Consider the following 14,147-nt stretch of genomic DNA (forward strand, 5'->3'; position numbering starts at 1 on the left):
TTAAAAAAACTACTCTACTATTGATGGCTCAATAATAAAGGTCCCTAATTCCCCATCACTCTGCTTCAATAGACGATGCCAATCGGCTTCAATTATGTCAACAGATAAAATACAGTTCCCCAGATCGTCGTACGCCTTCTGCTGTATCACGTCAAGTCGGTAAAACAGACCAAGATAATGCCCAGCATTTGCTGGTATCCGCAAGGATAACTCTAAAACAACCTTACCAACCATTACGTTGATAGCTTCTTTTATGAGATCTAAGCCTTTTTGTTGCTGGGCCGAAACCCATACTCGCCTAGGTACACCTTCGTCATCGTAATCGATTCTAGGGTTTACCTCCTCTAACAAGTCAATCTTATTACAGACAACTAGTTGAGGAATTTCTTCTGCACCAATCTCTTTGAGCACGCTCTGAACTTGCTCAAAGTTATCCTCCATATTCTCGTCATGACAATCGACAATATGCAGCAATAGATCGGCTTCTCGAGTTTCTTGTAACGTGGCCTTAAATGCCGCCACTAAGTCGTGTGGCAAATGGCGAATAAAACCAACGGTATCAGCTAAAATCACATCACCATTCTTTAAATCTAACTTTCGTAAAGTAGGATCTAGAGTAGCAAATAACTGATCTGCAGCATAAACCTCTGAAACTGTCAGCGAGTTGAACAGAGTTGATTTGCCCGCGTTGGTGTAGCCAACTAATGAAACTGTCGCCAAATCACTGCGACGACGTGCTCTTCTACTCTGCTCTCGCTGTTTATCTACTTTTGCTAAACGCTTATTGATGTTGCCTATTCGACCACGAAGTAATCGTCTATCGGTTTCGAGCTGAGTTTCCCCAGGACCTCGCATGCCGATACCACCTTTTTGGCGCTCCAGATGCGTCCAACCACGAATAAGGCGAGTCGACATATGGCGCAACTGCGCTAGCTCCACCTGTAACTTACCTTCGTAGGTACGCGCTCTCTGTGCAAAAATATCAAGAATGAGTGTTGTACGATCTAGCACACGACACTGACAAACCACCTCAAGATTCCTCTCTTGAGCTGGACTCAATGTATGATTAAAAATCACCACATTGGCCTCTGTCGCAGCCACCAAAGCTGCTATCTCATCCGCCTTACCAGAACCGACAAAAAATTTCCGATCTGGTGAGCGACGGCTGGCAGTGATTACTCCGACTTGCCGGGCTCCTGCCGAATCCACTAAAAGCTGTAATTCGACTAAATCTTCCCTACGGTCTTCATCGGAAAAATCAATATGGACAAGGACGGCATCTTCACCCGCCTCATAACGATCAAACAAATGCTCGCTCCTTAAAAAACTTACTCACTAGTCTCATCTGGCTGACCATTTTGTCCAGGTGTAGCATGATGATTGCTAACATTAAATGGACGAGCTGGTACAACAGTAGAGATCGCGTGCTTGTAAACCATCTGACTAACCGTGTTTTTAAGCAAGATAACAAATTGATCGAAAGACTCAACTTGGCCTTGTAATTTGATGCCATTAACAAGATAAATTGAAACAGGAACGCGCTCACGGCGAAGTGCGTTCAAAAATGGGTCTTGTAAAGATTGCCCCTTAGCCATTTTATAATTTCCTTTTTAATAAAAATAAGTAGTAAAACTAATACAACATAACTTTCTTGTTTAGATTTAGTATTATATAGCTAGAGCGAATTAGCTAGCGACAATGTCGCAATACGGTATTTAGATTCGTCTCTGCGCCACTTTCCAACCAATTTAACTCTGGCCAACCACGTAACCATGTTAATTGACGCTTAGCTAATTGCCTAGTAGCAATTATCCCCTTTTCGACCATAGTATTATAGTCATAATCACCATCTAGATACTGCCAGCACTGTCTGTAGCCAACGCACCTCATAGATGGAAGATCTGAATGCAGTTCTTTTCTCAGTTTAAGATGACTAACTTCTTCTACTAAACCTTGATTTAACATCAATTTGAATCTTTCTTCTATAGAAAGATGTAACACTTTTCGATCTTTTGGCGCAATAGCAAATTGAATCACCTCATAAGGAAGAGGTTCAGACTTAATTTGTGTCAGCTCTGTCAAGGTTTTACCACTGATCCGGTAGACCTCTAATGCCCTCGATAAACGTTGAGGATCATTTGGATGAATACGTTCTGCTGAGACAGGGTCCAATCGATTTAGTTCATCATGCAAATGCTGCCAACCAAATTCTTCGGCTTCTTTTGCTATCTGCTCCCTTATCGGCTCATCCGCTGCTGGTAAAGGAGATAAGCCCTCTAACAAAGCCTTGAAATAAAGCATTGTGCCGCCAACCAATAGAGGTGTCTTGCCCAATCCAATGATATCGCCGATCTCTCTGAGCGCGTCAACTCTGAAATCTGCTGCTGAATAGCTCTCCAAGGGATCACGGATATTAATCAATCTGTGCGGTGCAACAGCAAGCTCTTCTGCCGTTGGTTTTGCACTGCCTATATCCATGCCTCGATATATCAACGCCGAATCTACAGATATTATTTCGCAGTTATGATTTTTAACCAATTCAATCGCTAACGCAGTTTTTCCTGAAGCCGTTGGCCCCATAAGCGTTATGATTTTCGGTAAGTTTGCTTGTGTCACTCGATTATACTTCCAACTTATTCAGTGCTCGTATCGAACATCGTCTACATTTAATTCAATCTAAAATGTGATACAACTACTGTGTATTCAATTGTGCTTCTAACCAAGACTGCCAGGGTAACGCTGTGGTCAGCATCATTAACTCTTGCTGTACACTTTCCTCTGACTGAAGCAGCTCCAGCCAAATACTCTCTGGCACACTAAGATCTTGCTTCACTTGGCTGACCAACCAAGATGCTAAAGCGTCCTGACTCGGCTCCTCAAATCGAAACCATTGTAAAAGTTCAGGTACCACTGTAACCAGCCGACTCTGCCTTAGATATGGGGGCACTTTCTTTATTATCAACTGCCCCAGACGAATAGTTAACTCAATTCCTATTTTCCTTAATAACACTTCTCTTTGCTCTATCGTTTCAATCCAATCCTCATCCATGGCGATCGAAACAGGCATTAACAATGGCTGACTAATCAAGCCCAGATCCAGTTTACTGGCAATATTCACTTGTAAGAGTTTATCTGCTACTTTTTCTATGGATAACAAACTCAGCTCTTCACCTTTGGCCAGCACCCAGTATTGATTGGCTAAAACTGCCGGAGCAGCCGGCAGGCCTCCTTCTATTGCCAACTCATTTACTGTATTTGGCACATTGGGTGTTGTGAGTAAGGCACCATAAGCAGCAATGCTCTCAGAACTCGGAAGCTCTGTTTGTGGCCGTGATGAGGAACGAGTGTTTGATAAACGGTCTCCAGAGACGTATGACGCATTCATGTTTCGAGACAATTGGGGAGTAATGCTTGGCCCACTGGCAGTCGTCCTAGCTTGTTCCATTGCTTTTACAGGCTCATTGACTGCTCCGGCCTTGGAGTGACTAGCTTGCTGGTATTTAGCGTCATGGATACTAAGTTCTGGTGCATTGAGTGCATCAGGGGCTATTTCACTAAAATGGGTCTCTTGAGCTGGCAATGCTTGTCCCACTTGCGCTAAAGCAGACTGCAGTACCTGCAGAATATAATCATGTATATAGCGACTCTGGTGAAACCTGACCTCATGCTTTGCTGGATGCACATTGACATCGACTTGATGTGGATCCAAATCAAGCATTAGCACATAACTCGCTTGCGCACCGGTCACATGCTCGGCAAAAGCTTGCCTGACAGCGTGATTGACTAACCTGTCACGAACCAAACGTCCATTAACATAAAAATACTGAGTATCGCTAGCGGGTGACTCAAAGTAAGGAGATTGAATATAGCCACTTAACTTTAAATCATCATGCTCACAATTAATTTCAATTGCCTGTTGAGCAAATTTTTTGCCACTAATCTGAGCTAATCGCTGTAAATACTGATCTGAAGTCTTAGCGGGTCGATAATTCCTTACCGTTTTACCATTATTTTTTAATGTAAAGTGAATTTCACTCCGTACGAGTGCAATTCGTTTAAGCCACTCATCGATATGAGTAAATTCTGTCTTATCACTTTTAAGGAAACGTCTTCTCGCTGGCGTATTAAAAAACAAATCAACCGCTTCAACCGTCGAGCCAACGGGGTGGGCGGCAGGTATTACCTTAACAGCCATATCAGAACCTTCGGCATAGGCTTGCCAGGCTTCAGACTGCTCCTCAGTACGAGACGTTAACGTTAAGCGAGACACTGAACTGATACTCGCTAATGCTTCACCACGAAAACCAAAGCTTAAGATGGCATCGAGATCATCTAAGGTACTTAGTTTAGATGTTGCATGTCTAGACAATGCTAGTGCAAGCTCATCTTTAGGGATACCTGAGCCATTATCATGTATTTTTATGAGTTTACTGCCACCCTTTTCGATCTCTATATCGACTCTGGTAGCTCCTGCATCTAAGCTATTTTCAACCAGCTCTTTGATAACAGAGGCTGGGCGTTCAACAACCTCACCGGCTGCAATTTGGTTTGCTAGCTGAGGGGGTAATATTTGAATAGTCATGTTATTTAACTCTCAAAACAGGGCAATAACTTAGCTTAACGACAGTAAGCTAAGCTCGTGGTATAACGAGTTTCTGACCTATACGTATATTGTTAGATTTGAGTTTATTGGCCTTTTTAATACTTAAAACTGAGACTTGATATCTATGGGCTATAACAGAGAGTGACTCACCTTTGCGTACGTTATGCTTGAGTGAGCCTTTACTTGCCATCAGCGAATTAATTGGAGGGTTACTCTCAAAGTATCTCTGCACACCCTTATGGACAGCCTTTGCAATATTATTCTGATGATCTCTTTGTGATAGCAACCTCTCCTCTTTGTGGTTCGAGATAAAGCCTGTCTCAACCAAAATTGAAGGGATATCAGGGGATTTTAATACGCCAAAACTAGCCGACTCTGGCTTATGCTTATGTAACTTAGTCACTTTCCCTAATTGCGACAACACAACATCAGCGATATCATGGCTACTCACCATTGAACTATCCATCTTCATATCGAGAATAGTTCTGGCCAAGTACTGTTCACTATCACTGTTTTGAATGATCTCACCCGCGCCACCTAAAAGCTCTGAATGCTTTTCTTTATGCTCGAGCCACTGACCAATTTCACTGTTTGCTCTTCTCATTGACAACACCCAAACGGATGCGCCTCTGGGCTGAGGAGAGGTAAAAGCATCGGCATGAATGGAAACAAGAAGATCGGCTTTACTGTTTCTGGCAATCTCTGAGCGCTTGTTAAGATTAACAAAGTAATCCCCAGTACGTGTCATCACCGCCTTCATACCTGGTGTTGCATTAATTTTAGCTTCGACTTTTTTTGCTATCTGCAAAACAATTGTCTTTTCATAGATCCCTGTTGGACCTATGGACCCTGGATCATCTCCACCATGGCCAGCATCAATGGCAACAATAACATCACGCAATTTAGTTTTAGGCTGAGTAGGTTTGCTAATGGATGGCACATGGCTATCGTCGAGATCCACCACTAATCGATTTCCATAAGGTGCTGTTGGCGAAAGTGCAAACAAACTAGCTTTGACCGGTTTTACCAGGTCGATAACTAAACGCAATGTTCCCTTGGAAGGCGGCTTACTGATCCTGACTTTTTTTACCAACTTACTATTATTAGCAATTTTACTTAAGTTAAGTTTGGTTGAAGTCCCTTTAAGATCGACGACTAAACGATAAGGACTCGTCAGGTTAAAATGGGTATAAGCTGGAGCTTGACTGAGATCGAAAACCACCCGCGTAGACTCAGGAGCGGCCCAGATACGTACCCCATCGAGCTTATTAGCACTTTGAACGACAAATGACGTACCCAGTGAAAACATAACCAGCAGGATTTTTAGAAAACTTTCGATTTTTATCATTATTATTTAAATTTACTTAGCAGCGCTTGCCCTTGAGGAGTTCCCGAGGTGATTTCAACGTCTCTACCTGTTCCCACATATTTCATTGTAATGCTGATGTCGGCAATAGGCATTAAGCCATGGCCACGATCTGGCCACTCGACAATACAAACACTTTTATCGGTGAAGTAATCCCTGATCCCCATGTACTCAAGTTCTTCAGGATCGCTTAATCGGTAAAGATCAAAATGGAACAGATCAATATTTTCGAGTTCATAGGGCTCAACTATGGCATATGTAGGGCTTTTCACCGTACCATGATGCCCTAAAGCCTGAATTAAACCTCGACTTAAGGTCGTTTTCCCTGCTCCGAGTTCACCAGATAAATTAACTGTTAAAGGCGGTGAAATAATTTGAGCTAAACGTCTACCCAAATCCACTGTATCCTGCTCACCCTCTAGAAAAACCTTAACCGATGCCATTGTATTAAGTTTACCTGTCATAAAGCTGATTCGAACCCAATACTTTATAGCAAATAATCTAACAGCTAAACAAATTTCATAAAATAGCAGGCATTCACTCGTTAAATATTATTTACCAAAGATCGAATATGCGGCATAAGATCACTCGCTAGCATGCCACGCTCCCCTTGCAATGCTGCACGGTCTGCTGCTGCACCATGAATGACAACGCCCATGATTGCAGCATCTAGTAAGCTATGGTTTTGAGACAAAAGCGCGCCAATCACCCCTGACAATACATCTCCACAGCCACCACTGGCTAACCCAGGATTTCCTACCGGTGCGACTACACACTGCTTACCGTCAGTGATCAGGGTGCCAGGCCCTTTCAGAACAACAATACCACCATACTTTGCCTGAATATCTTGAGCTGCTTTAAATCTATCTTTCTCTACATTTTCAATCGAGCAAGCTAACAGTCGAGCAGCTTCTCCACTGTGGGGAGTTAATATCCAATTACCTTGAGATCTGGGCTCTTCACTGAGCAGGTTCAATGCGTCAGCATCTAACACACAGGGCTTGTCACTGAGAGCCACGGCCTTAAGTAGATTATAGCCCCAAGTCTGTTTGCCTAGACCTGGACCGATGACGAGAGTATGTGCCCAACCGAGTCGGAGATAAACTTCCATATCAACCAATTCACAACCCCAAAACATCAGTTCAGGTCGGTTAGCGTTAACCGTATTTTGATGCTCTGGTCTTGAAATCACATTGACCAAGCCAGCACCAGCCCTTAAACAGGCCTCTCCTGCAAGTCTAACCGCTCCCGCCATACCATTATCGCCACCTATTACTGTGACTTTTCCTGATAATCCCTTATGGCTATCTCTGGCACGAGGAATAATCCTTGCTCTCACAAATTTATCGGTAACTTGCGTTACTACTGTTGTGGGTAAGAAAGGAGACATTCCCAATGATGCAAGCATGATTTTTCCGCAGCAATGTCTCGCGTGCCCCGTCATCAACCCTTGCTTCAATGCGCCAAATGTTATCGTCATATCAGCCTCGATAGCACAAGCACTGTAGCCTGTATCAGGGATTATTCCTGATGGGACATCGATACTCAGCACCCATGCCTTTGACATATTTACCGTATCAATGATATCCCTAATGGTCTCTCTGACTTCGCCATTAACACCTACACCTAATAAACCATCAACAATAACTTCAGCGGTCGCAATACGATCTAAATCGACTTTCTCCACGCTGCCGCCTAGACAAATGTATGCATCTCGGCAGCGGGCAAAATCTAGACGACTTGCTTGTTCAGCTTCCGTTCTTGATACCGCCATTAATGAAACTAGGTACCCAGACTCAATTAACTTACTGGCACAAATAAATGCATCGGCACCATTATTTCCATAACCTGCCAACACTAAAATAGGCACGTCTTTACTATGCCTTTTCGATAACAGTCTAAATGCGGCATTGCCTGCTAATTCAATTAGCTCAAAATTGGTTAGCTCTCCAGTAGCAAGATAATCTTGCTCTGCTTGGTTAATTTGTTCACTGGTGTACATTTCACAAGGAAGCTCTAGTTCTTCTTTATGCATAAATATCTCCCTCATAAGTCAATATCGAAACGATATAGTGCTCATTAAATAATAAAAACAAGATTAGTAGTTAGAGTCTGAAGCGACCAATAGTTTCTGTCGTTACTCGTTTTAAATCAGTAAAATTTGATCTCGAACAAGAAACCTTGCACAGGTAATAAAATACAGATTTTTGACTATAAAGCTGATAGAAAAATATGACTTAACGGTTCATTACCAGAATTAATTACGACAACCTACAAAGACTAACAATTCAAAACTAGCCCAACATTTTCTTATAAAAAAAGGTGCCAGATGGCACCTTTTCAGTGAAAACGGAGCAATATCTAAGCCTATATATCATCCATACGAATACAGCTATGAACCAGCCTTTGCTGTTGTATTTTTTCTACTCGTACCAAGTCATTTAAGGCACCAGAGATATCTATAGAGGATGAATGCTCAGCCGTTTTTTGCAAAAGTTCAATTAATCGATTATCTAAATTTAGATGGAGATCTAAAACATCTTCCTCAGTCATATTGGCCGTTAGCACTGTGTCGTGACATCTCTTAACAAAATCTTCAAAACTAATATCTTTATACCAAGTATCTAAAACTTTCTTTGGGGCTTCATCGATGTAGTTCTCTAACTTTTCAGCCACCCCTTTTTGATGCTGCTGAAAGTACTCAAGCATCATTTTGACCCTCGTTGAGTCAGCTTCAACTTGTAATCGACTATATAATTTAGACATCTCTATTCGGCAAGTTGCAACATAACCTAGTAGTTCGCTTAGCTGTTGAAATCGCATTATCGCACTCCAAAAATTCTTGCCAAAAGCTGGCTCAATTAATCATCTATGTGGCTATTATGGGGACTAATTGGAAATGAATATTTGAACAAGTTCAAACTTTAGTACTTCCCACTCGGCTACATTAGAGATTGTTAAAGAGTTTCGCCATCCATCACGTAAATGACCATAAAGTGATGTAGGTATGAAATAGCTGAATAATGAGAGATAAAGTCGCTTAAAACTTAATATTTTGGAAGTTTGAATCGAAGGAGAAAGTAGAAGGAGGAAATTGGAGCGAGTTCTTGATTTAAACTGAAGGAGGTCGAACCGGCTCTCGTTTCGAGATAGCTATACCTTGGCATAGAGCGAGGTATCGTTTTTTTCTACGAGCACAACTGAGCTAATGTCGCGTAAAATTTTATACTTGGATGTTTGATATCGAAGAGGAAGATTGGAGCGACCATTCTTTTCATAAAAAGTGGGTTCGAAACAAACAACCGATGACTTATACCTTGGAAAGGTATCGCCATTTTGATCTAAATAAAGAGTCAACTGAGCTAATGTCGCGTAATCTTTTATATTTGGAAGTTTGATATCGGAGAGGAAGATTGGAGCGACATATCGGGTTCGAACCGATGACCTATACCTTGGCAAGGTACCGCCCTTTTGCTCTAAACAAAGAGTCAACTGAGCCTAATGTCGCGTAATCTTTTAAATTGGAGCGACCATTCTTTTCATAAAGAGTGGGTTCGAACCGGCTATGGTTTCGAGATAGTCTATACCTTGGCAAGGAGCGAGGTATCGTTTTTTTCTACGAGCACAACTGAGCTAATGTCGCATAAAATTTTATATTTGGAAGTTTGATATCGAAGAGGAAGATTGGAGCGACATATCGGGTTCGAACCGATGACCTATACCTTGGCAAGGTATCGCTCTACCAACTGAGCTAATGTCGCTTTAAACTTTATAGTCTCGAATAATTGGCGTATTCAAAACGTTTTTAAATTGGAGCGACATATCGGGTTCGAACCGATGACCTATACCTTGGCAAGGTATCGCTCTACCAACTGAGCTAATGTCGCTGAAACTTTTTAGTCTCGAATATTTGGCGTATTCAAAACGTTTAAATTTGGAGCGACATATCGGGTTCGAACCGATGACCTATACCTTGGCAAGGTATCGCTCTACCAACTGAGCTAATGTCGCAAATCTTTCTTTCAAACAACCTCAACTGTAAACATCACTATAAGGTATCGTCTTTCCACCTTTAGCAACTGAGCTAATGTCGCTGAAACTTTATAGTCTCGAATATTTGGCGTATTCAAAACGTTTTTAATTGGAGCGACCATTCTTTTCATAAAGAGTGGGTTCGAACCGATGACCTATACCTTGGCAAAAAAAAAGGCATCAACTCTTTCAAGTAGTCAACTGAGCGAATGTCGCTTTCAATCTTTTAAATTTGGAGCGACATATCGGGTTCGAACCGATGACCTATACCTTGGCAAGGTATCGCTCTACCAACTGAGCTAATGTCGCAAATTTTTCTTTCAAACAACCTCAACTGTAAGCATCACATAAGGTATCGTCGTTCAACCTTTAGCAACTGAGCTAATGCCGTCTAATCTGTCTCTACAACCTTAAACGACACAAGCCGTAAAGTTGAGGCCGCATTATATGAGAATTTCATATTGCTGCAACCCCTTCTTGAAAATAAATTGACTGATTGGTCAAATTTTAAATACTTTTGCGCGATAATACTGCAATTCGGCTATAGATTCCTGAATATCAACTAAGGCTTTGTGTGTTCCCTGCTTAGTAAAACCATTCATTAACTCAGGACTCCAACGTCGTGTGAGCTCTTTTATGGTACTTACATCGATATTTCGGTAATGAAAGTAGTCTTCCAATTTTGGCATATACTTGTTCATAAAGCGTCTATCTTGACCTATGCTATTACCACACATAGGTGAAGTACTTTTAGGAACATACTGTGAAATAAACTCAAGCGTCATAGCAACGGCATCATCTTCGCTATATTGACTTGTGCGAACTCTATCAACTAAACCGGATTCCCCATGATGCTTTTGATTCCAATCATCCATTTTAGCTAATTGTTCATCAGTCTGATAAATAGCAATCACAGGTCCTTGTGCAAGAATATTTAACTCTTTATCTGTCACTATTGTTGCGATCTCAATGACCCTATCTACATTGGGCTCTAGCCCTGTCATCTCTAAATCTACCCAAATGAGGTTGTTTGCATCTGCAACCATAGATCTGCCTTTTGTTCCTGTTTGCCTAAATTCAGGCTTTTTTGTTTAAGACCGTGTATCATACTGCTTTTTTAAGCAACACAAAATCACCTTATTTACGATGACAAAACTGTGAGTAAAAAGAAACCCCTAAGTCAGGGCCAAAGACGCCGTATGCAAGCCAACCAAGAAAAAAGGCTGCAACGGAAAGATTCAGGTAACAATGCCCCTGAATTACAGGATAGTTCACTTGAGCCAGAACAGCTCGGAACTGTCATTTCTCGTTTTGGGCAGCATGCTGATGTTGAAACCGAATCAGGGCAAGTCGTACGCTGTAATATTCGCCGTAATATTCAAAGCTTAGTCACCGGCGACAAAGTGATTGTGCGATTGGCTGTAGAAATGTCTACAGGAATAGCCGGCGTAGTAGAAGCCGTTCATCCTCGCCATTCCTTGCTCTCGCGGCCGGATCTCTATGACGGCATCAAGATCATTGCTGCTAATATCGATCAAATCTTGATTGTTTCTTCGATAGTCCCGAGTTTTACCACTCAAATAATCGACCGTTATTTAGTTGCAGCAGAAGACACTGGTATCTCACCGATAATAGTGCTCAACAAGATCGATCTCCTGACCGAAGAGGATCGCCCTGAAGTAGAGGCGGCACTCAAGCGCTATCAAGATATAGGCTATCAAGTCTTCCAAATAAGCAGTCACACTGGCCAAGGTGTCGATGATATAAAAGCCTTATTGAATGAAAAAGTCAGTATTTTCGTTGGCCAATCCGGTGTAGGTAAATCATCAATCATTAACGCTATGATGCCTGATGCTGAGCTCGCTATTGGCGATGTTTCGCAAAACTCAGGTCTGGGACAACACACAACCACGACGGCTAAGCTAATGCATTTTGCTAGCGGAGGCGATCTGATTGATTCTCCTGGAGTTCGTGAATTTGCACTATGGCATCTGCCAGCCGAAAGAGTTGGAGAGTGTTTTATTGAGTTCCGAGAATATCTAGGCACTTGTAAATTCAGGGATTGTAAGCACAAGAATGATCCTGGCTGTGCCATCACCGATGCATTTAATGATGGCAAGATAGCAGAAGATCGATACAACAATTATCATAAAATCATCTCCAGCCTAAATGAAATGCGCCACGCAAGACATTTCAGAGCCAGTGATGAATAAAAAGTAAGTCGCAATATTTTAAGGGAAGAACACGTGGATAAAGTAAAAATTGCACTGCAATATATTATGCCTAAGCACTTACTATCACGACTAGTGGGTAAACTAGCCGCTGCTGAATTAGGTGCGCTAACAACTGCAGGAATTAAATGGTTTATTAAGCAGTATAAGATCGATATGAGCGAAGCTGCTCAGAGCGATCCTGAAGCTTATAAGACCTTTAATGACTTTTTTACACGCGCTCTTAAGCCTGGTGTACGCCCTATGGCTGATGATCATAACTATATTGTCCATCCGGTAGATGGTGCGGTTAGCCAATGTGGTCCAATCAAAGACGGTCAGATCTTTCAAGCTAAGGGGCATGAATATTCGTCACTTGCACTATTAGGCGATCAAGCTAATGATGCTAAACGTTTTGAAGATGGTGACTTTGCGACTATTTACCTAGCACCAAAGGATTATCACCGTATTCATATGCCAGTCAAAGGTACATTGTCAAAAATGACTTATGTGCCTGGAGAGCTATTTTCGGTTAATCCATTAACAGCAGAGAATGTTCCAGGTTTATTTGCGCGTAATGAACGAGTCGTTGCCATATTTGAAACTGAAATTGGTCCAATGGCGATGGTATTAGTTGGCGCAACAATAGTTGCCAGCATTGAGACTGTTTGGGCGGGGACTGTTACTCCACCTACAGGTAAAAATGTTTTCACCTGGGAATATCCAACAGAGGGTCCAGAAGCATTGACGCTAGAAAAAGGTGCTGAAATGGGCAGATTTAAGCTAGGCAGTACAGTCGTTATGCTATTCGCTAAAGACGCTTTAGATGAATTTGCAGAAGCTGTTCAGCCAAAGGCCGTCACTCGTCTGGGGCAGCCATTCGCAAAAATTGAGGATTAATGTCTCCAAACCATGATAAAAAACAATCAGGTTTATTAGAATTACACTTAGCTGTGTTGCTTTTTGGCGGCACAGCTCTCTTCTCAAAACTCATCCCACTTAATGCACTCGATATCACTCTGCTACGCTGTGTTGTCGCCGCCATTGTTTTAGCTTTAATTGTAAAAGCCAGTCAAAACAAGCTACGTCTTGGCTCTACAAAAGATTATTTCATTGCTGTAGGCCTTGGAGTCATCGTTAGCTTACATTGGGTAACCTATTTCGCATCAATGCAGCTATCGTCAGTCGCTATAGGTATGATTGCTTTCTTTACCTATCCGGTGATGACCGTCTTAGTTGAACCATTCATCACTGGCAATCGTATTAAAAGAGCCGATATAGCTAGTGGCTTAACCGTACTTTTAGGTGTCATCCTACTTATTCCTGAAGCTAATTTGGGTAACGATGTCACTCTGGGTATTGCTATCGGTATTCTATCTGCTGTTTTTTTTACGGCTCGAAACCTGCTTCATAAGCGCTACTTTTCTGCATACTCAGGTCCACAGGCTATGTTTTACCAAACTGGTGTCGCAGTGCTTTTTCTCGCACCTTGGCATACTGTAGAGCTTGACCAGATAGAACAAAATGTCTGGTGGTTAATTGTATTACTTGGCGTCGTGTTTACTGCAGCACCTCACGCTCTGTTTACCACGGCGCTACGCCACCTTAGCGCAAAGACAGTTAGCCTGGTTTCTTGCTTACAACCTTTTTATGGTGCAGTGTTTGCCTTAATCATATTAGGAGAAAACTTGGATTTAAAAACGGCATTTGGTGGATTCTTGGTCGTTGCAACGGCTATATTTGAAACTCAACAGAGCCGCAAGGCACTAGACAGATAGAGAATATTTTCAGTAAACCCCTTATCTACCTCAGCAGACCCCATTCAGATATATATTTTTCATTTCTGATCAGAATCACGTTAAATAGCAAAAAAAAGAAGCGATATTCTGGCGGTTTTATTGGTAAGATATCTCAGCCTCCTTCTCTAATCAGCATC

Annotated in this window: 12 protein-coding genes and 5 tRNA genes; 3 read left to right on the top strand and 14 right to left on the bottom strand. The window is 42.0% G+C overall.

Annotated elements, in window-relative coordinates:
- Nucleotides 1-9 precede the first annotated feature (9 nt).
- The 14 genes from hflX to orn form a co-directional block, all read right to left on the bottom strand.
- Nucleotides 10-1,308 carry a ribosome rescue GTPase HflX gene (gene hflX / locus FM038_RS21355; RefSeq protein WP_142873943.1) on the bottom strand — a complete coding sequence of 433 codons (1,299 nt, stop codon included), beginning with the start codon at nt 1,306-1,308 and terminating at the stop codon, nt 10-12.
- A 20-nt stretch (nt 1,309-1,328) separates the two neighbouring features.
- On the bottom strand, nt 1,329-1,595 hold the full coding sequence (gene hfq / locus FM038_RS21360) for an RNA chaperone Hfq (RefSeq protein ID WP_142873942.1): 267 nt from the start codon (nt 1,593-1,595) through the stop codon (nt 1,329-1,331).
- Nucleotides 1,596-1,689: 94 nt separating this feature from the next.
- Entirely contained in the window at nt 1,690-2,580 is an 891-nt protein-coding gene (gene miaA, locus FM038_RS21365) for a tRNA (adenosine(37)-N6)-dimethylallyltransferase MiaA (protein ID WP_223293108.1), read from the bottom strand.
- Between the two features lie 112 nt (nt 2,581-2,692).
- Nucleotides 2,693-4,582 (bottom strand): DNA mismatch repair endonuclease MutL, encoded by a 1,890-nt coding sequence (mutL, locus tag FM038_RS21370; protein WP_142873940.1) that lies wholly within the window; start codon nt 4,580-4,582, stop codon nt 2,693-2,695.
- Nucleotides 4,583-4,631: 49 nt separating this feature from the next.
- Nucleotides 4,632-5,951, bottom strand: a complete 1,320-nt coding sequence (locus FM038_RS21375; RefSeq protein WP_142873939.1) for an N-acetylmuramoyl-L-alanine amidase — start codon at nt 5,949-5,951, stop codon at nt 4,632-4,634.
- 2 nt (nt 5,952-5,953) lie between these two features.
- Nucleotides 5,954-6,412 (bottom strand): tRNA (adenosine(37)-N6)-threonylcarbamoyltransferase complex ATPase subunit type 1 TsaE, encoded by a 459-nt coding sequence (gene tsaE, locus FM038_RS21380; protein WP_142874010.1) that lies wholly within the window; start codon nt 6,410-6,412, stop codon nt 5,954-5,956.
- 101 nt (nt 6,413-6,513) lie between these two features.
- Nucleotides 6,514-8,004 (bottom strand): NAD(P)H-hydrate dehydratase, encoded by a 1,491-nt coding sequence (locus FM038_RS21385; protein WP_142873938.1) that lies wholly within the window; start codon nt 8,002-8,004, stop codon nt 6,514-6,516.
- Nucleotides 8,005-8,336: 332 nt separating this feature from the next.
- Nucleotides 8,337-8,792: a hypothetical protein gene (locus FM038_RS21390; RefSeq protein ID WP_142873937.1), complete on the bottom strand. Its 456-nt coding sequence runs from the start codon at nt 8,790-8,792 to the stop codon at nt 8,337-8,339.
- A 591-nt stretch (nt 8,793-9,383) separates the two neighbouring features.
- A tRNA-Gly gene (locus FM038_RS21395) sits at nt 9,384-9,477 on the bottom strand.
- 177 nt (nt 9,478-9,654) lie between these two features.
- Nucleotides 9,655-9,730 (bottom strand) — tRNA-Gly (locus FM038_RS21400).
- A 50-nt stretch (nt 9,731-9,780) separates the two neighbouring features.
- Nucleotides 9,781-9,856, bottom strand: a tRNA-Gly gene (locus FM038_RS21405).
- 48 nt (nt 9,857-9,904) lie between these two features.
- Nucleotides 9,905-9,980, bottom strand: a tRNA-Gly gene (locus tag FM038_RS21410).
- A 254-nt stretch (nt 9,981-10,234) separates the two neighbouring features.
- A tRNA-Gly gene (locus FM038_RS21415) sits at nt 10,235-10,310 on the bottom strand.
- A gap of 191 nt (nt 10,311-10,501) precedes the next feature.
- Nucleotides 10,502-11,047: an oligoribonuclease gene (orn, locus tag FM038_RS21420; RefSeq protein ID WP_142873936.1), complete on the bottom strand. Its 546-nt coding sequence runs from the start codon at nt 11,045-11,047 to the stop codon at nt 10,502-10,504.
- Nucleotides 11,048-11,158: 111 nt separating this feature from the next.
- On the opposite strand from orn, the gene rsgA reads away from it, so the two are divergent.
- The 3 genes from rsgA to FM038_RS21435 are packed head-to-tail and all read left to right on the top strand — an operon-like array spanning nt 11,159 to nt 13,989.
- Nucleotides 11,159-12,214 carry a small ribosomal subunit biogenesis GTPase RsgA gene (gene rsgA, locus FM038_RS21425; protein ID WP_142873935.1) on the top strand — a complete coding sequence of 352 codons (1,056 nt, stop codon included), beginning with the start codon at nt 11,159-11,161 and terminating at the stop codon, nt 12,212-12,214.
- A gap of 33 nt (nt 12,215-12,247) precedes the next feature.
- The gene (gene asd, locus FM038_RS21430; protein WP_142873934.1) at nt 12,248-13,111 is read left to right on the top strand and encodes an archaetidylserine decarboxylase; all 864 of its coding nucleotides are present in this window, start codon (nt 12,248-12,250) and stop codon (nt 13,109-13,111) included.
- A complete protein-coding gene (locus FM038_RS21435) occupies nt 13,111-13,989 on the top strand; it encodes a DMT family transporter (protein WP_142873933.1) in 879 nt (292 codons plus the stop codon). The genes asd and FM038_RS21435 overlap by 1 nt, the downstream gene beginning before the upstream one ends.
- Nucleotides 13,990-14,147 lie beyond the last annotated feature (158 nt).

This window comes from Shewanella eurypsychrophilus (assembly GCF_007004545.3).
GTDB classification, from domain to species: domain Bacteria; phylum Pseudomonadota; class Gammaproteobacteria; order Enterobacterales; family Shewanellaceae; genus Shewanella; species Shewanella eurypsychrophilus.